General features: G+C 45.2%; 13 protein-coding genes. 6 read left to right on the top strand and 7 right to left on the bottom strand.

The features are described from left to right. Window positions 1–116 precede the first annotated feature (116 nt). Both AC07NA_RS19145 and AC07NA_RS19140 read left to right on the top strand, forming a co-directional pair. The gene (locus AC07NA_RS19145; protein ID WP_345212903.1) at window positions 117–1,298 is read left to right on the top strand and encodes a formimidoylglutamase; all 1,182 of its coding nucleotides are present in this window, start codon (window positions 117–119) and stop codon (window positions 1,296–1,298) included. A 53-nt stretch (window positions 1,299–1,351) separates the two neighbouring features. Next, window positions 1,352–2,524 (top strand): redoxin domain-containing protein, encoded by a 1,173-nt coding sequence (locus tag AC07NA_RS19140; protein WP_494899154.1) that lies wholly within the window; start codon window positions 1,352–1,354, stop codon window positions 2,522–2,524. 521 nt (window positions 2,525–3,045) lie between these two features. Here the strand turns inward: AC07NA_RS19140 and AC07NA_RS19135 are convergent. Continuing rightward, window positions 3,046–5,601: a ligase-associated DNA damage response DEXH box helicase gene (locus tag AC07NA_RS19135; protein ID WP_494899153.1), complete on the bottom strand. Its 2,556-nt coding sequence runs from the start codon at window positions 5,599–5,601 to the stop codon at window positions 3,046–3,048. 62 nt (window positions 5,602–5,663) lie between these two features. Between AC07NA_RS19135 and AC07NA_RS19130 the strand changes: the two genes are divergently transcribed. Further along, window positions 5,664–6,275, top strand: a complete 612-nt coding sequence (locus tag AC07NA_RS19130; RefSeq protein WP_494899152.1) for a hypothetical protein — start codon at window positions 5,664–5,666, stop codon at window positions 6,273–6,275. Between the two features lie 144 nt (window positions 6,276–6,419). On the opposite strand, the gene AC07NA_RS19125 is transcribed toward AC07NA_RS19130, so the two are convergent. From AC07NA_RS19125 to AC07NA_RS19100, 6 genes are all read right to left on the bottom strand, one after another. Next, window positions 6,420–6,854 (bottom strand): hypothetical protein, encoded by a 435-nt coding sequence (locus AC07NA_RS19125; RefSeq protein ID WP_494899151.1) that lies wholly within the window; start codon window positions 6,852–6,854, stop codon window positions 6,420–6,422. 10 nt (window positions 6,855–6,864) lie between these two features. After that, window positions 6,865–7,647, bottom strand: a complete 783-nt coding sequence (gene trpC, locus AC07NA_RS19120) for an indole-3-glycerol phosphate synthase TrpC (RefSeq protein WP_494899150.1) — start codon at window positions 7,645–7,647, stop codon at window positions 6,865–6,867. Between the two features lie 89 nt (window positions 7,648–7,736). Next, window positions 7,737–8,354: an anthranilate synthase component II gene (locus tag AC07NA_RS19115; protein ID WP_494899149.1), complete on the bottom strand. Its 618-nt coding sequence runs from the start codon at window positions 8,352–8,354 to the stop codon at window positions 7,737–7,739. A gap of 115 nt (window positions 8,355–8,469) precedes the next feature. Beyond that, complete coding sequence (locus tag AC07NA_RS19110; protein ID WP_494899148.1) at window positions 8,470–9,879, bottom strand: anthranilate synthase component I family protein; 1,410 nt, start codon at window positions 9,877–9,879, stop codon at window positions 8,470–8,472. Window positions 9,880–10,087: 208 nt separating this feature from the next. Beyond that, the gene (locus AC07NA_RS19105) at window positions 10,088–10,534 is read right to left on the bottom strand and encodes a cytochrome B (protein WP_494899147.1); all 447 of its coding nucleotides are present in this window, start codon (window positions 10,532–10,534) and stop codon (window positions 10,088–10,090) included. Between the two features lie 230 nt (window positions 10,535–10,764). Beyond that, on the bottom strand, window positions 10,765–11,955 hold the full coding sequence (locus tag AC07NA_RS19100) for an anhydro-N-acetylmuramic acid kinase (protein WP_494899146.1): 1,191 nt from the start codon (window positions 11,953–11,955) through the stop codon (window positions 10,765–10,767). A gap of 514 nt (window positions 11,956–12,469) precedes the next feature. On the opposite strand from AC07NA_RS19100, the gene AC07NA_RS19095 reads away from it, so the two are divergent. The 3 genes from AC07NA_RS19095 (at window position 12,470) to hflX (ending at window position 18,364) form a co-directional block, all read left to right on the top strand. Beyond that, the gene (locus AC07NA_RS19095; RefSeq protein ID WP_494899145.1) at window positions 12,470–13,585 is read left to right on the top strand and encodes an acyltransferase family protein; all 1,116 of its coding nucleotides are present in this window, start codon (window positions 12,470–12,472) and stop codon (window positions 13,583–13,585) included. A 163-nt stretch (window positions 13,586–13,748) separates the two neighbouring features. Continuing rightward, window positions 13,749–16,610: a M16 family metallopeptidase gene (locus tag AC07NA_RS19090; protein WP_494899144.1), complete on the top strand. Its 2,862-nt coding sequence runs from the start codon at window positions 13,749–13,751 to the stop codon at window positions 16,608–16,610. A gap of 569 nt (window positions 16,611–17,179) precedes the next feature. Continuing rightward, window positions 17,180–18,364 (top strand): GTPase HflX, encoded by a 1,185-nt coding sequence (gene hflX / locus AC07NA_RS19085; RefSeq protein ID WP_345212889.1) that lies wholly within the window; start codon window positions 17,180–17,182, stop codon window positions 18,362–18,364. The last annotated feature ends 11 nt before the right edge of the window (window positions 18,365–18,375 follow it).

The following is an 18,375-nucleotide window of genomic DNA, read 5'->3' as shown; positions in this document are numbered from 1 at the left end:
GTGTAAGCTAAACCATTTAAAATGTGCTGACGTATAATTCATTAATTCTGTAAATTCTTAAATCGTGTAAATTCTGATCAAGATTTCGCACATTTGCATACCGCCATTACACAATGATGTCATTAGCTGATTTTTTTACACCCATCGATATAAAGAAGATAACTCCTAAAAAAGGTTATTATACCAGTCAGTTGGGGCAAAAAATTGAGCACCACTCTGTTGACTTTCCTGATCTGGAACAAAAAGTGGATATTGCCATTGTTGGGGTACAGGAAGACAGGAACGGCACCAATAACGCGGGCAGTTCCTTAGCACCCGATTATGTGCGCGAAAAGCTGTACCTGCTGCACGAGGGCAGCTACACTACCAAGATCGTAGACCTGGGGAATATTAAGCAAGGCGCAACCGTAACCGATACCTATTACGCCCTTAAAACGGTGGTAGAGGAATTGATAAAGAACGATATTCTGCCAGTCATCATCGGCGGCAGCCAGGATCTTACCTACGCCCAGTATCTCGGTTACGAAAATCTCGAACAAAAGGTAGACCTCGTAGTGATCGATTCCCATTTCGACCTTGAAGAAGATATCAATGAGGGTAGCATTGCCACCACATCAAGTTCATTCCTTAATAAGGTTTTCCTGCATGATCCTAACTACCTCTTCAACTACAGTAATTTAGGTTATCAAACCTACTTTAACAGCCAGGAGAGCCTGCGGGTGATGGAGAAGCTGTATTTTGATGTGCACCGCCTGGGCGAGTTAAGCGGCAACATTGCCGTTACCGAACCTGTGATCCGCAACGCGAACATGATCAGTTTTGATATTTCGTCTATCCGTTCGGCTGATGCCATGGGGAATGCAAATGCGAGCCCGAATGGCTTTTACGCCGAAGAAGCCTGCCAGCTATGCCGCTATGCCGGTTTCAACGATAAGTTAAGTTCTATAGGCTTTTACGAGTTTAACCCGGCTTATGATAATAATGGCCAAACCGCTATGCTGCTGGGCCAAATGATATGGTGTTTTATTGACGGTTTTTATAACCGCAAGCGCGATTTTCCGCTCAATCCTAAGTCGCAGTATCTTATTTACAAAACCAGTCTTAAGCATGAAGATCATGAACTGGTATTTGTAAAAAGCAAAAAATCAGATCGCTGGTGGATGCAGGTACCTTACCCTACTGCGGGGTCGCTCAACGAGCGTTTTCACCTGGTGCCTTGCCGATATGACGATTACAAGACCGCTGTATCCGGCGAAATGCCCGATCTTTGGTGGCGTACTTATCAAAAATTGATCTGATAAGGCAATCCCTAACCTGTTTATCCGTTAAAGTAGCTCAAGTTTTTAAATTGATGAAGAAGATATTCTTTTATATAGCGGCTTTTGTGCCGGGATTATCCATGGCGCAAACAGCGCAGCCTTTTACTATTGATGCTAAAATTGGCAAACTGAACGCGCCTGCCAAAGCATTTCTGGCCTATCGTGTGGGCGGTACTAACATTACCGATTCGGCCACTATCAGCAACGGCGCTTTTAAGTTTAGCGGTACGGTTGCTGAACCTGCCAACGCCACGCTTTTTATTGATTATAAAGGTGTAGGGTTTGCCAAATACGTGCAGCAGAATTTCCCGGATGGCGGCCCGTCAAAAACGGCTGATGCGCTTACCTTTTTTGTGGAGAAAGGCACTATTAACATAGCGGGTGCTGATTCGGCCAAAAAAGCCGTGGTTACAGGTTCGCCGGTTAACGATGATAATAAAAAGCTCATAGCCCTGCTAAAACCGGTTAACGATAAAGCGCAAAAGTTAATGGCCGAAAATAAAGCGGCTACCGACGTGCAAAAACAATCGGCCGATTTTCAGAACGCTATGCAGGCTAAATTTAAGGTATTGCAGGACGAGCAAAAAAATGTATTGCGTGCTTTTATCAAGGCCAACCCTAACAGTTACATGAGCCTGCTGGCTTTAGGTTCGTTAGGTGGCCCATCGCCAAACCCTGCCGAAATTGAGCCGGTATTTAACAGCCTGGCACAAAATATACAGGAAACCAATTTGGGCAAATCGCTTAAAAGTTCATTAACTGTATTGAAAGGCGTTTCGGTAGGTTCCATAGCGCCCGATTTTACACAGGCCGATGTTGATGGCAAAGATGTATCGCTATCATCATTTAAAGGCAAGTACGTATTGCTCGATTTTTGGGCTTCATGGTGCGGCCCGTGCCGTATGGAAAACCCTAACGTGGTAAAGGCATACAATAAATACAAAGACAAAAACTTTACCGTATTAGGGGTTTCGTTAGATAACGAGAATGGTAAATCAGCCTGGTTGGCAGCCATCAAAAAAGATGGTTTAACCTGGACCCAGGTATCCGACCTCAGATACTGGAATAACGAGGTTGCCCAGTTATACGCCGTGCAATCCATCCCCCAAAACTTTCTGATCGACCCAACCGGCCGCATCATCGCCCGCGATCTGCGCGGTGCCGATCTGGAAGCTAAATTGCTTGAGTTGTTTGGGAAGATATAAGGTTTTTGAATCTCTTTAACTGTCATCCTGAGTGTAACGAAGGATCTATTATGCGATTGTAGTTCTTCGTTAGGAATGGTTGTGCTTTAATTGAACGTTAGTGAATGTACTTTTTCTTTTCTCCCAAAAGAAAAAAGTACCAAAAAGATACTAAGCGTAGCGACCTAATGAACACCTTAAAAAAGTAAACAACGTCGCGGCTGCGCAAGGAACTATTAACGTTTGTGCTTGAGCAGGGCTTGTGCTCCCCGTTCCTTACGATGTCGCATTTTTTTAGGGTATGTTAGGGTAGTGCGTCTGTTGGTGTAGAGGACTCACCCCGACTACGCTTCGCTGGTCGACCCTCTCTCCACTTTGTGGAAAGAGGGTAAGAGAAAGAAAAAATTAGAAAATCCCTCTTTGCGCAGCAGAGAGGGTGGTCGAGCGCAGCGAAGATCGGGTGAGTTAACTAATCCGTTGCTATGCTGATTTTCAAAAAAATCAGTGAAATCACCAATAAAATCGGTGTAATCCAAAGAAAATTAAAAACCCTTCTTCCTCCTAATCCCTGCCGGGCGCGCTTTCTTCTTATCGGGTTCTTCCTCGTCGCTGCCAATGTCGGTACCGTAACGACGGGCCATTTTGGCTACACGTTCTTCGAGGGTTTCGGTGGTGAGTTTGTCGCGGCTTAGGTTATCTACCATTATCGGGAAGGCGAACGGGGTAGGGCGTTCTATGGTTTTCAGGATGATGCTTTGCTTTTCTATCCGTTGCAGTGCCATCCTCAGCCTGAACTCTTCCAGCTGAAAAGCGAGGGCTTCGTTATAGGCTTGTCGTATCAAAAGGTTGTCGGGCTCATACTCGCTGAATACCTCGAAAAGCAGGGAAGTAGATGCCTGCAAATGCTTGTTCTTGATTTGCTGACCGGGATAGCCTGTAAATACCAGGCCGCCGATGTGGGCAATATCCCTGAAACGGCGTCGGGCCATTTCGTTGGCATTCAAACTATGCAGAATGTCATCTAATAAATTATTGATGGAGAAAAAATCGGCATCTTCCAATATTTCTTCAATGGCGATGTCTTCGTCAGACAGGAGCTCAAAGCCGTAATCGTTCATGGCGATGGAAAAGCTGGCAGGCCTTACCTTGGCAATGCGATAGGCGAACAGTGAGGCCATACCTTCGTGTACCAAACGCCCCTCGAAAGGGTAAAATATAAGGTGGTGCCCCTCGCGCGATTTAAACGACTCTATCAAAAACTCGTGACTTTGCGGCAGGTGCGAAAGTTCGGCCTGTAATTTAAACAGCGGCTTCAGGGCAATCACCTCTTCGTCGGTTTCGCCGCCATGGGCTACTTCGTCCAGTTTGTCCCTGAAAACGGCGGATAGCTGTGATGACAGCGGCATTCGCCCGCCTGCCCAGCTGGGGATAAGGCCTTTTTTAGCATTGGATTTTTTTACAAAGGCCGTCATCTCCTTTACATGTAAAAACTCCAGACTGCGGCCCGCGAACCAAAAGGTGTTGCCCGGTTTCAACTTTGATATAAAGCCCTCTTCAATAGTACCCAAACTACCGCCGCTAAGCCATTTCACCCGGATGCTTAGTTCGCTGGTGATGGTGCCAATGCTAAGTCGGTGGCGCATGGCCACCCTACGGCTATTTACCTTGTATAAGCCTTCTTCAACCTCTACCTTTAAAAATTCATCATATTGGGCGAGGGTTTTGCCGCCGTTGGTAATGAAATCGAGCAGTTGGTTGTACTCGTTGCGATTCAGATCGGCAAAGGCGTAAGTTGATTTTACTTCGTTGAACAATTCATCTGCCCTGAAACCATCAGAAACCGCCAGCGTGACCATGTATTGTATCAGCACATCCATGGTAAGCAGCATAGGGTCGCGGCTTTCAAATATGCCCTGTCTTATGGCCTGTTTAAGCGCCGCGCCCTCCAATAGTTCGAGCGAGTGGGTGGGTACAAAATAGGCCTTTGATACCGCGCCGGGGTGGTGACCGCTTCGCCCTGCACGCTGCATAAAACGGGCCACGCCTTTAGGGCTGCCCACCTGCACCACGGTATCTACCGGCCGAAAATCGACCCCCAAATCTAAACTTGATGTACATACCACTGCCTTCAGTGCTTCGGCATGCAGGGCTTGCTCTACCCAGTTGCGTAATTCATTATCCAGCGAGCCGTGGTGCATGGCCAAAATACCCGCATATTCCGGATAGTTATCGATGATGGCATGGTACCATATTTCTGCCTGTGAACGGGTATTGCAAAATATCAGTGTGGTTTTACTTTTGGCCACCAACTCCATTACCTGCGGTAACAGCTTTACGCCGATGTGCCCCGTCCACGAATAGTTTTCAATATTGGGTGGAATAACTGAACGGATATCCAACTTCTTTTCCAGATTAGCCCGCACCATCTTTATCTTATCCGCCGGGAAGGTATTGCCTAATAATACTTCTGCTGCTTGTTCTAAATTGCCAATGGTGGCGCTGATCCCCCAGATTCTTAGGTGAGTTGTGGGGGTTAAGTGCCCGTTGCTTAGTACTTTTAGTTTGCTTAGGCCCAGTTCAACCTGTACGCCGCGTTTGGTGCCTAATAGTTCGTGCCATTCGTCAATTACAACTACTTGCAGATTTTTAAATATCCTGGGATACTCCTTTTGGGCCAGCATCAGGTGCAGGCTTTCGGGGGTGGTAAGCAGTACTTCGGGCAGCTTGCGTTTTAGTGCCTGTTTTTCGGCGGCAGATGTATCGCCGGTGCGGGTACCAATGCGCCAGGGCAGGCCGAGCTCGTCGCAGGCTTCCTGCATGGCCTTGCGGATATCGTTGGTAAGTGCCCGCAGTGGGGTGATCCACAGCATTTGCAGGCCATTATCCTTACGGGTTGAGTAGGTATCAGGGTGCCGGTTAATATAATCGGCCACGAAGGGTAAAAACAGCGCGAATGTTTTGCCGCTACCGGTAGGAGCATTCAGCAAGCCGGAGTAACCTTGCAGGTAAGTGGCCTCCATTTCTTTCTGAAACGGAAACTGTCTCCAGCTTTTTTCCTTGTACCACGCTTTTATTACCTGCTGCCCTTTACTGCTCATATAATGCAAATAACAAAATAAGGTTGATTTGGTTATATATCTGTTATACCAAAACTACAACTATGTTAAAACGAACTTTTGTTATACTTTTTGCACCGCTAATGTTTGCCTGCAATCAACCCGATAAAAAAACTGAAACTACCGATACTACAGTAGCCAATTCGGCCGATACAGCGGTTGCTACCGTTAAAGAGAATACCGCCAACCAACTCATCAGCCCGGGGCAGGGCATTGGCCATTTGCGTGTAGGGCAGCCTGCCGATAGCGCCATTGTGCTGTTGGGCAGGCCCGATTCGTCCGACGCGGCTATGGGGAGTTCGCTGATGGCCTGGTATGCCAAACACGATAGAAAGGGCTACCGCACCGCCATCTTCGCGCATCGTAACATGGGGGGCAAGGATGAAAACACCAGTTACATCAAAAAAATAATGGTGAACTCGCCATGGTTTAAAACACCCGAAGGCTTATCAACAGGCGCCGGGTTGGAGGAGATAAAAAAAGATTACACGCTAAAGCAGGTAAGCAGTTTTACTGCCGAAGGTAAAAAGGTAATTGTGTACGATGATAACGCCAAGGGAATTACTTTCGAGGTAGATTCGGCAAGTAATAAATGCGTGGCCATAGTGGTGTACAAGCCCAATGAAGGCTCGGGGACTTATTTGGATATGCATTGATGATTAGATGCAAGAGTAAAGATTCAGGAGTTAAGAAAGTGGATTTTACCATAGGCACAGAGATTTACAAGACTTACAGTACTTAAGATAAAACTTTGTGTACACTGTGCAAACCCTCGTTCTCAGTGGTTAATTATACCTGCATTATAAACAAACAGGATGATTTTGCCATAAGAAATGATAACCCGAAGCTTTTTCTTTTATACCAAATGTTCTGTAAGTATAAAAGAAAGTATCAAAACTACACAGCATCACTATCTGACATCCAACAAAAAAAACAGCTATAATATATAGTACAATTGTTGCTGCCTTGTTAGGTTTAATAGGAGTTATAAAGCGATCAATTATGTAGCATATTAAAAGGCAGAACAGGAAATAAACTAATATATCAATCAAAAATTCAACAATAAAGTATTGAAACGACATTGAACTTCCCCAGGCCGAACCGGTATACGGTAATGGAAAACCTTGAAAAGCTGTATTTGGAGCATCGTCAACTTCCACACACCACCATTTTGTAATAACGCCAAATAGGATGACCGTTAGCGGAAGTACTAATTTCAATATCAGTGGTTTCATTCGTTTAGCTTTACAAGCCCTTCACAAACTCCCTTATCGCTGCTCCCGGGTTTTCTTCTTTCATGAAATTTTCGCCTATCAGGAAACCGTTGAAACCGGCTTGTTTTAATTGTTTGATCACTTCGGTATTGCTGATGGCGCTTTCGGAGATCTTTAAAAACTCATCCGGAATATGCTTTGCCAGTTGGAAAGAGGTTTCAACCGATACGGTGAAATCGGCCAGGTTACGGTTATTTACACCAATGGCATCCAGGTTAGGGTTGATGCTGCGCTCCAGCTCTTCGAGATTGTGCACTTCCAGCAGCACATTCAAGCCAAGGCTTTTGGCCAGCGATGCCATAGTTTGTATTTCGGCCGGGGTAAGTATGGCGGCGATAAGCAGGATAATATCGGCACCCATCGCTTTGGCCTCAATCACCTGGTACTCATCAATCATAAAATCTTTACGCAATACCGGGATGGTGTTCAGCTTACGTGCCCGCATTACATCCGCTTTGCGGCCCATAAAAAACTGCTTATCCGTTAATACCGATAATGCTGATGCACCCGCCGCCGCATAGGCCGTCGTTACTTCTTTTACGGTCACCTTATCATTAATGATCCCTTTTGAGGGCGACTTGCGCTTAAACTCGGCGATGATACCGGTGCGGTTCTCGTCGAGCAGGAAATCTTTAAACGAGTATACATCCCGGTGAAAATATTCAGATTCTTCCAGTTTGGTATATGATGTACGGTTTTTTGAGTAAGCTACTTCCTTCTTTTTGTTGGCAACTATTTTATCAAGTATGTTCATAAATTCCCCCGGCCTTCTGCCACTTGGCAAACAGGCTTTATTATGTCAAAATTGTATTAAATCAGTTTATTTTATCCCTATCAATTCCCTTAGTTAGCTTGAGGAATTAACCAGTTTTTCATCATTGCGCGGCCATATTCGGTCAGTATCGATTCCGGGTGAAATTGCACACCCCGAACATCAAACTCTTTATGCCTTAATGCCATTACCGAATTATCTTTTTCATCAATAGCGGTAATAGTAAGCACTTCGGGCAGCGCCTTTTCATCAACCACCCACGAGTGATAACGGCCAACATTAAAGCTTTCGGGCAGGCCAATGAACAGTTGCTCATGGTCGTCGGTAACTTTTATAGGCGTTGCTATACCATGCATCGGCTGACTTAAATTGTACAGCCTGCCGCCAAATACCTCGGCAATAGCCTGCTGACCAAGGCACACGCCAAAAATACTCTTGGTAGGCGCGTAACGCTCAATTACCTGCAACAGCAAGCCCGCTTCTGATGGTATCCCGGGGCCTGGGGAAAGGATGATATGATCGTAAGCATCTACATCTTCAATGGCAAACTGGTCGTTTCTCCATACATCGCACTGCAAGCCAATTTCGTTAACCAAATGCACCAAATTATAGGTGAACGAATCATAGTTATCTATGATCAGGATGCGCTTGCCCTGCGCCTTATTTATATCTTGTGTTATTTCACTCATTTTATTGTTTTTTATTACCACCGATTACTCTGATTTTTTTGCCACCGATTACACGGATTTTAAAAACAGGATTTCACCGATTTCTTCTACTTAACATAATACAACTCACAACTTACTAAAGCTCCTCTGCCAGCTCAATGGCTTTGCGTAGGGCTGCTATTTTATTGTTTACTTCGTTTAGTTCGCTTTCGGCTATTGAGCCTGCTACTATACCGGCACCGGCCTGGTAATGCAGCGTATTGTTTTTGCTCAGGAAAGAGCGAATCATGATGGCGTGGTTAAAGTCGCCGTTGAAACCCAGGAAACCTATGGCGCCGCTGTAAAAGCTGCGTTTAATATTTTCGTTCGCATCGATGATCTCCATAGCACGGTATTTTGGGGCACCGCTCAACGTACCCGCCGGGAAGGTGTCGGCCACAATTTTAAACGATGATGCTCCCGGATGCAGTTTACCGCTCACATGCGATACCAAATGGATGAGGTGCGAATAGTACTGAACCTCTTTAAAGGCTTTCACCTCAACCTGCTCGCAATGACGGCTCAGATCGTTACGGGCCAAATCAACCAACATTACGTGCTCGGCCGATTCTTTAGGGTCGTTTTCGAGGTTGTGTGCCAGTTCGGCATCCCGCTCATCATCGCCGCTGCGTTTAAAGGTGCCCGCTATCGGGAAGATGCTGGCTACACGGTTTTTGATAGTGATCTGTGCCTCGGGCGATGAACCGAAAATGCGGAAATCGCCATAATCGAAATAGAACAGGTATGGCGACGGGTTGATGGAACGCAGTGCACGGTACACGTTAAATTCATCACCGGTAAATTCCTTAGAAAATGCCCTTGAAGGTACTATCTGGAAAACATCACCGCGATAAATATGCTGTTTCATCTTCTCCACAATGGCAATGAACTCCTCATTGGTCAGGTTCGATTTTTCGTCGGACTTGCTTTGGAAAGTATACTCGGGGAAGTTTTTGTTTTTAATGAGGTATTCTACTTTTTCAATACCGCCATTTTCCTTTTCGCCCTCAATTTGGTTGTGGAAAATGTACATCTCATTTTTAAAATGATCAATAGCGATAATGTAGCGGTATATGTAATACTGCATTTCGGGGATCTGGCGGGCAGTATCGCTGCTTTGCTTTAGCTTAATGGTTTCAAAATGCTCCACCGCCTCGTGCGTAAAGTAGCCGAACAAGCCGTTCGATATCATTTTTGCCGGACCATCGGTAGTTTCAAACAACGATAAAAAATCGTTGATCTGCTCCAGCAATTCAAACTCGCCTGGTTTAAACGTTGTTTTGTCATCACCGGGATATTGAATTTTAAGTTCGCCCTGGTTAAGTGCCAGTCCGCTAAGGGGCTCGCAGCAAACATAGCTCATGCTGTTTTCGCGGCTATGGTAATCAGAGCTCTCCAGCAATAGCGAATTTGGGTAAACATCGCGCAGGCGAAGGTATATACTCACCGGCGTTGTGGTATCGGCCAGTAGTTTTTTGTGTGTAGTTACAATTTTATATTTTTTCATCCGTTAAAATCTTAAAAATAAAAAAACCCGTCGAATTGGTGTTCGCCGGGTTCCAAGTAGGTTTATAATTGGTTAGTAGTTTGTATCAAATACTCCATCCGGCTGCCAAGGTTAATTGGTGCCACCAAATGTTTATTTGAGTGATTTTGATCATATTGCGTGGCAAATTTATAAAGAAATTTGAATTACCAAACTTTTTGTGAACTTTTTAGTGCGAAACACCAAATAATGGTCGGCCACTTTGCACAATTGCCACAATAATTACCAATAAAGCTATCCCGTAAAATATCGCGATGGTTTTGTGTTTGCCTTCGGGAAGTACGATCTTTTTAGATTTACTGTGACCGATAGTGATCAAAACTATTGCCAATATCATCATTACCACGTGTTCCATTGTCCAGTAACGGGTTTCGGCATTTTTCATGGTTTGGCTGGTAAATTGCACAAACGGACTTAAAAAGTACAACACTAAACCCAGTAAAAGCTGCACGTGTGCAGATATGAGGGTGAACAAATTCCATTTGCGGTTACCCTCGGTATATGATTTTTTACCCAACCAATCGGCAACAGCTCTTATAATGGCAATTACGATTAGAAAGAACACAATATACCTGAAACCGGAATGTGCTTGCTTTAAGATGTTGTATAAGTTCATGTGTAAGAAATTTTGCGCCAATATACAAGTTTTAAATCATGGGTTGATGGCTTAGTAACCAACTGAAAAGCGTAACGAAATTTTGTTGCTTTTAGATGATAACTCACCCTGTCATCGCTGCGCTCGACTTCCCTCTCTGCTGCGCAAAGAGGGTGTTAGCCAAATTCATATTGCAATTTAACCATCTTTGCAGCAGAGAGGGAGATCCAGCGAAGCGTAGATCGGGTGAGTTAACCCGCAAAACTGAACTTCCCCATCAATACAGCAGGGTTATCCCCTATCTTCAGCGGATTCCCTACCAGGGCTTCATTACCTAATAACGCAAACAATATCGCTTCTTTAGCGTCCGGATTTATCCCTAAAGCGCGGGTATTGGCTATCGGCAAAGCCGGTAATGCCTTTTGCAGCTGTTCAATAATAAATGGGTTGCTTGCCCCGCCTCCGCTGGCAAATAACTTGATACCTTCGCCTGGCAGGTATTTGTTAATAAACGCCGCGATACTCGTGGCTGTAAAAGCGCTTAATGTAGTGATCAGATCGGCCGGGCTGATGTGCGTGGTATCACTTCGTTGTTGTGCTTGTTCTACATAAGCAAGATTAAACAGTTCGGGACCGGTAGTTTTAGGTAGATCGGCCTCGAAAAAAGAGTTATCCAGCAAGGCATCCAGCAAGGCTATATTGATGGTGCCCGAATAAGCTATCCGCGCGTCTTCATCGTAAGGCTTGTTGAAATATTTCTTTGCGGCGGCATCTATCAACGTATTTCCCGGCCCAATATCGGTACAAATTATTCCCGACAGATCGTCGCCCGGCAACCAGGTAAGGTTGGCTATACCACCCATATTGAGCAAAATACGGTTCTCACCTTTTTTGCTGCCCAGTATGGCATCGCCATACAAAGCCAGCGGAGCGCCCTCGCCTCCGGCAGCGATATGTTTCTGCCTGAAATCGCTGATAGTGAGTATGCCTGTTTTTACAGCGATATGATCGCCGTCGCCAATTTGCAGGGTGCTGTTTGGGTAGTCAAGCTGCCCGTGGGCACGTGCCGGGGTATGATAAACCGTTTGCCCGTGACTGGCTATAAAATCAACTTCAGCGGCCTCTATACCCCACTGATCAAGCGCCTGCAATATCAGTTCCGCATGAAGATTGCCGATGTAGGCGTTGAGCAAACAAAGCTTTTCCATATCTGCCGACCGTTTTGCAAACACCTGCCGTACCTCGCCCTTAAAATGGTCATTGTACGCGATAGTGATAAACTTCAACAGCTCAAACTCCGTCTGCAAACCACTGCCTGCAAACCTGCACAAAGCAATATCCAGGCCATCCAACGATGTACCCGACATCAGGCCGATACCAATGCGTTCGGGCTTTTGAGCGATATTAACGAGGTGTTGCAGGTTAGTGTTCAGCGGTATCATGTTCAAAGTTATTAAAATTTGAGTTGTGAGTTGTGAGTTGTGAGTTGTGAGTTGTGAGTTGTGAGTTGTGAGGCTCCCTGTGGGAGCCTCTTTGTTTTTGCGTTTCGTCAGCAAACAGCTTCGGGCGAAAGCGGGCAGAACTTTGGAGGCCATGAGCGCAAAAGCGGGCATAGGACCTTGTTGCATGTGGGGAGGAATAGCGCGACGGGGCAAAAGTTCCAGCCCCAAGTTCTGCACGGTTTGGCAGCGCATAGGCCTCGTGCGGCAAAGAAGCCTTTTTGCTGGACAAGGGTTTATTCGCTGTTTGTTTGTTTTTTATAGGTGCTCATGAGATCGCTTCGCTTAGTATGTTACTTTTGCCCTCAAAAGTAATGGGGCTCTGCGCCCAAGAGCAGACTGGCGTAAATCACAGCACAGACCAAACCTAAGTAGAGATTGCTTCATTCTTTGCACCGACAATACCCCAAAAACAAACACTTTTTTTAACTATGTTTACATATCAACAATACCCTAAATGAGCCAGGCATTACCCGCTAAACGACTGCTTTCTCTCGACATTTTCCGTGGCGCCACCGTTGCTGCCATGATATTGGTTAATAATCCCGGCGATTGGGGCCATATCTATCCGCCGCTGGAACATTCCGTTTGGAACGGCTGTACCCCTACCGATCTCATTTTTCCGTCATTCCTGTTTATCGTAGGCGTATCTATTGTTTACGCTATGGAGAGCAAAAAGGAAACGCCTGCCAATCATACTAAAATGATATTAAGCGCATTGCGCCGTGCGCTGATATTGATCATTATCAGCCTCGTTACGCAACTCATCTTTCATCCCGGTTTTGAGCACCTGCGCTTTCCGGGCGTGTTGCAGCGCATCGGGGTGGTGTTCTTTATATGTTCGGTATTATATATTAAAACCTCACAAAAAACCCGCGACTGGTTATTCGGCATATTACTTATCGGCTACTATATTATCATGTGCTTTGTACCCGTACCGGGTTTCGGCCATGCCAATCTCGACCCCGAAGCCAATATTGGAGCATGGGTAGACAGGCTGGTGTTTACCGAGAACCACCTTTGGAGTCAATCGCGCACCTGGGATCCGGAAGGTTTGCTGGGCACCTTGCCTGCCATTGCCACAGGGCTTTTTGGTATACGGGTGGGCAGCTGGTTAAAAGGTAAACAGCACGATGATGGCACCAAAGTAAGCTGGCTCTTTATTTACGGAACCGCGGCTGCCGTGGCAGGCTTAGCCTGGGGTTTATTCTTCCCCATCAATAAGGCATTATGGACAAGCTCTTTCGTACTCTATACCGGCGGACTGGCAACTATGGGATTAGCCTTTTGTTACTGGCTGATAGATGTGCAGGGCTACAAAAGGTTCAGCGGCATATTTATCCCTTTCGGCATTAACGCTATTACGGCCTACGTGCTTTCGGGTTATATCCCGCATTATCTGTACAAAATAACCTTCCATACCGCATCGGGCGAAAAGAACTTTTACCAGCTTGTTTTTGAGCCATACTTTTCACCGGTGAACGCGTCGCTGGCAGCCGCGGTGGCATTAGTGGTGCTGTTATGGGTAATTATGTGGGCGCTGTATCGTAAAAAGATCATTATAAAAGTGTAGTTTAGCTTTATAATTACACTAAACCAAATGCGTCACATCCACTCTAAAAATAACTTTAGCAACAATTTTATTTTTGATTTTAAGTTAGATGTTAATTGATTAATATTGGCAACTAATTGTTTCGTTTATAGAATATTGTATACTCCCCCGATTAACTAAAAATATGCATATTAATTTAAAGCTCACCGCAGCTGCCCTTGCACTGTTCGTGGTATCACAAGGCGCATTCGCGCAGGTTAAAAAAAAGCCTGTCGTTTCGCCAAAAAATAAACCGGCCGCTCCCGAGGCCCAAATAAAAGCGGCTGTATTGCCTATCGATAAAAATGTGATCATCGGTAAGTTGCCAAACGGTATTACCTATTACATCCGTCAGAACGATTTGCCGCAAAACCGTGCAGAACTTTATCTGGTAAACAAAGCAGGCTCTATACTGGAGAGCGACGCGCAACAAGGCCTTGCCCACTTTACCGAACACATGGCCTTTAACGGCACACGCGATTTCCCTAAGAACGCGCTTGTGAACTACCTGCAAAGTGCTGGTGTAAAATTTGGCGCCGACCTTAACGCTTATACTTCATTTGACGAAACCGTATACCAGTTACCCTTACCTACCGATAGCGTAAAGGTATTTGAAAAAGGCTTTGATATACTGGCCAATTGGGCTGGTTATGTAAGCTTTGATCAGGCTGAACTGGATAAAGAACGCGGTGTGGTACTGGAAGAACTTCGCTTACGCGGAAAGAACGCCCAGGAACGCCTTCAACTGCAAACCCTGCCGGTATTGCTTAATAATTCGCGCTATGCATCGCGTTTGCCAAAAGGTAAAGAAGATATTATTAAAAACTTCAACTTAGCTACCATTAAGAGTTTTTACGAGGATTGGTACCGCCCCGATCTGCAAGCAGTAATTGCCGTGGGTGATTTTGATCCGAAACGTGTTGAGGAACTCATCAAACAAAAATTCTCGGGCCTTAAAAACCCTGCCGGCGAAAAACCGCGCACCGAATACAGCGTACCTGCTACACCGGGTACCATTGTAAAATTTGCTACCGATGGCGAGTTTCCGTACACGCTGGCTCAAATTATTGTTAAGCACCCAAAAACAAACGTTAAAACCATTACCGATTACCTGCAAAGTATGCGTGTGGCCTTGTTTAACCAAATGCTTAATGCACGCTTAAACGAATTGTTGCAGAAGCCAGCTCCACCATTTTTATACGGCAGTGCCAGCTATGGTGGCTTTTTGGCAAATTTAGATGCCTTTTCGTCGGTAGTAGTTGCTCGTCCGGGTGAGTTGGAAGGCGCAGTGAAAACCCTGGTTGCCGAGATAGAACGTGCCCGCAAATTCGGCTTTACCCTTACCGAATTTGAACGCGCCAAACAAAACGCGCTGATTCAAATTGGCAACTCATGGAAAGAACGCGATAAAACCCGCTCTGTTAATTTTGTAGGCGAGTACCAACAGCATTTCCTTACAGGGCAGGCTATACCGGGTATCGATTACGAATACAGCTTTTATGTAAGCAATATCAACAACATCACGCTGGCACAAATGAACGCGTTGGCAGGTAAATTCATATCCGACCAAAATCGTGTTATTATTGTTGAAGCGCCAGATAAGGAGAAAGATAAGTTACCAAATGAAGCTACGCTATTAAGCTGGATCAATACCGCCGGTAAAGCTGTTACCCCTTATGTGGATAATGTAAGCACCAAGCCATTGATGGAGAAAATTCCGGAGGCGGGTACTATTACCGATGAGCAAAAAGATGATTCGATAGGTGTTACCAATATTACTTTATCAAATGGTGTTAAGGTGATACTTAAACCAACCAACTTTAAAAACGACCAGGTGGTAATTACCGGGTACAGCTTTGGCGGTACATCATTGGCTGCTGATCAGGATTATACTTCGGCAAGCTTTGCCGGGCAGGTGGTATCAAGCAGCGGCGTGGGCGAGTTTAACCAAATTCAATTGGACAAGCTGCTTACCGGTAAAAACGTCACCATCAATCCATACATCAGCGATAATACACAAGGTTTCTCGGGTAACGCGGCACCAAAAGATCTGGAAACCGCGTTCCAGTTGATCAACCTGTATTTTACCCAGCCACGTAAGGATTTGGATATTTGGCAGTCAAGCATCTCGCAAACCAAATCGCTTTTAGCTAACCGCGGTCTTGATCCGGGTAGTGTATACCAGGATACCGTAAGCGCTGTAATGAACAATTACAACCCGCGTGCAATGGTGCCTACAGTTGAGAAACTGAGCGCGGCATCGCTTGATAAAGCTTTCGATTTTTACCACAAACGCTTTTCCGACGCCAGCAATTTCACCTTTACACTGGTAGGTAGCTTTAACGTTCTGTCAATAAAACCATTATTAACCACTTACCTGGCCAGCCTGCCATCAAGCAATAGTAAAGAAACTTTTAAGGACCTGAATATGTATCCGGTAAGCGGACAAGTTACCAAAACCGTGTACAAAGGCATTGGCGATAAGAGTAATGTGCAGCTTGTTTTCAGCGGCGATTATCAGTACAGCGAGGATAACAATATACAGATAGATGCCCTTGAAGAAATATTGAACATTAAACTGACCGAGCGCTTACGCGAACAGGAAAGCGGCGCTTATGCGCCGGGGGTAAACGCGCATTACAACAAAACGCCGAAAAGCAAATACAGTATTACCGTATCTTTTGGTTGCGCTCCCGAAAATGTAGACAAGCTGATTGCCGCTACACTTGAAGAAATAAACAAATTGAAACAAAACGGCGCGGTGCAAACCGACATTCAAAAGTTTGCTGCCGAAGACCTGCGTTCAACCCAGGTACAACTGCGCGAAAATTACTTTTGGACAGGCTACCTTGCAGGGGGCTCACAAAACCAGGAAGATCCGCACCGCATTATGTATCACGATAAAACGGTTGCCAAAGTTACCGTACAAAGCACAAAAGAGGCCGCCAATACTTACCTGAACGGCAAAAACCTCATTAAACTGATATTAATGCCGGAGAAGAAATAATCTTTCCCATCTTTATAACATACAAGCTCTGTGAAGCTTTGTGATCTTAGCATACTGTGAATTTAACCACAGAACACTAAGATTTCACGAAGAAACACAGAGCTTTTTTATTTTCCGTATAACTGAATATTAGTGTTTTTAACTATAGAGGATTTAACCACTAAGGACACGGAGGTTTGCACGGAGTTATACAGCGGTTTTTGTTATTGGCAATAGCCCTTTGCCGTAGCCGCTACGGCCCCGGCCGAGTGGCAACTATTACGCGGCGTCCCGCCGCCCACATAAACCCCGACCCTGAAACCCCACAACTTACACCCCACAACTCACAACAAAAATCATTATCTTTGCAACGTCTTAATAATTACTACAATGTATTTAGTATTCGCTTAGTATTTCAATCCCTGGGTTCAGCTATTCCTACATAGCCGGATTGAAATTTATTACCATTAATTATTTTATTGTGTTGCCGGGTTAACTGTGTATGTGCATTTTATGCTATTTTGGCATACGGGTAACTAAAACAACTTGTTTTATTAACTTGGCATTTAGATTGTAAATCATTTTACTGAATGAAACAAAAATTTTATGATACTGCTGTGAAGCAGGAAAGAGCGATTTTGGTGGGCGTAGTTACCGCTAACGAAACCGAAGCGCAAGAGAAAGAATATTTAGAAGAATTAGAATTTCTGGTAGCCACGGCAGGTGGTGATACGGTTAAGTATTTCACCCAAAAGCTGCAACGACCGGAGCGTGCTACGTATGTAGGTACCGGTAAACTCGAAGAGATAAAGGAATATGTAAAGGCCGAAGAAATTGATATTGTGGTGTTTGATGATGAGCTTTCGCCATCACAACTGCGTAATATCGAGAATGAACTACAGGTGAAGATACTGGACAGGAACAACCTGATCCTTGATATTTTTGCAGGCCGAGCGCAAACCGCGCAGGCTAAAACCCAGGTAGAGCTGGCACAGCTGCAATACCTGCTGCCACGCCTTACCCGCTTATGGACGCACTTGGAGCGCCAAAAGGGTGGTATTGGTATGCGCGGACCGGGTGAGTCGCAAATTGAAACGGATAGGCGTTTGATCCTGAACAAGATATCGTTACTGAAGGAACGCCTGAAGCAAATAGATAAGCAGAACGAAACGCAGCGTAAAAACCGTAACCAATTGGTACGTGCGGCGCTGGTGGGTTATACCAACGTAGGTAAATCAACCATCATGAATATGATTTCCAAATCGGAGGTTTTTGCCGAGAACAAATTGTTTGCTACGCTGGATACCACGGTACGTAAAGTGGTGATTGAAAACGCGCCGTTCCTGTTATCAGATACGGTAGGGTTTATCCGTAAGTTGCCTCACCACTTGGTGGAGTGTTTTAAATCGACACTTGATGAGGTACGTGAGGCCGATATTTTGGTGCACGTGGTGGATGTATCGCACCCTAACTTTGAAGACCAGATCCGTACGGTGAACGAAACGCTTAAAGACCTCGGTGTGATTGATAAACAAACTATTACCGTATTCAATAAGATTGATGCTTACCAGCCTGTGCAAACGCATGAAGGCGAAGAAATGCAGCCCTTAACACTGGAAGATTTTAAACATACCTGGATGGGTAAAAACAATAGCCCGGCGGTATTTATATCGGCATCAACCCGCGAAAATATCGACGAGTTCCGCGATCTGCTTTACCAAAAAGTGAAAGCCATCCATACGGAAAGATACCCGTATGATCATTTGCTTTATTAATAGAACATTTT

The organism is Mucilaginibacter sp. GW821-FHT07G05 (assembly GCF_059418565.1).
Note: the sequence above shows the minus strand (reverse complement) of the source record. Positions and strands in the feature narration are given on the sequence as shown.

Coding starts and splice junctions, on each gene's coding strand:
- AC07NA_RS19090 (WP_494899144.1), top strand. CDS start 13,749: ATGCATATTAATTTAAAGCTCACCGCAGCTGCCCTTGCACTGTTCGTG.
- AC07NA_RS19140 (WP_494899154.1), top strand. CDS start 1,352: ATGAAGAAGATATTCTTTTATATAGCGGCTTTTGTGCCGGGATTATCC.
- AC07NA_RS19130 (WP_494899152.1), top strand. CDS start 5,664: ATGTTAAAACGAACTTTTGTTATACTTTTTGCACCGCTAATGTTTGCC.
- AC07NA_RS19125 (WP_494899151.1), bottom strand. CDS start 6,854: ATGAAACCACTGATATTGAAATTAGTACTTCCGCTAACGGTCATCCTA.
- AC07NA_RS19110 (WP_494899148.1), bottom strand. CDS start 9,879: ATGAAAAAATATAAAATTGTAACTACACACAAAAAACTACTGGCCGAT.
- AC07NA_RS19135 (WP_494899153.1), bottom strand. CDS start 5,601: ATGAGCAGTAAAGGGCAGCAGGTAATAAAAGCGTGGTACAAGGAAAAA.
- AC07NA_RS19115 (WP_494899149.1), bottom strand. CDS start 8,354: ATGAGTGAAATAACACAAGATATAAATAAGGCGCAGGGCAAGCGCATC.
- AC07NA_RS19105 (WP_494899147.1), bottom strand. CDS start 10,534: ATGAACTTATACAACATCTTAAAGCAAGCACATTCCGGTTTCAGGTAT.
- hflX (WP_345212889.1), top strand. CDS start 17,180: ATGAAACAAAAATTTTATGATACTGCTGTGAAGCAGGAAAGAGCGATT.
- trpC (WP_494899150.1), bottom strand. CDS start 7,647: ATGAACATACTTGATAAAATAGTTGCCAACAAAAAGAAGGAAGTAGCT.
- AC07NA_RS19145 (WP_345212903.1), top strand. CDS start 117: ATGTCATTAGCTGATTTTTTTACACCCATCGATATAAAGAAGATAACT.
- AC07NA_RS19095 (WP_494899145.1), top strand. CDS start 12,470: ATGAGCCAGGCATTACCCGCTAAACGACTGCTTTCTCTCGACATTTTC.
- AC07NA_RS19100 (WP_494899146.1), bottom strand. CDS start 11,955: ATGATACCGCTGAACACTAACCTGCAACACCTCGTTAATATCGCTCAA.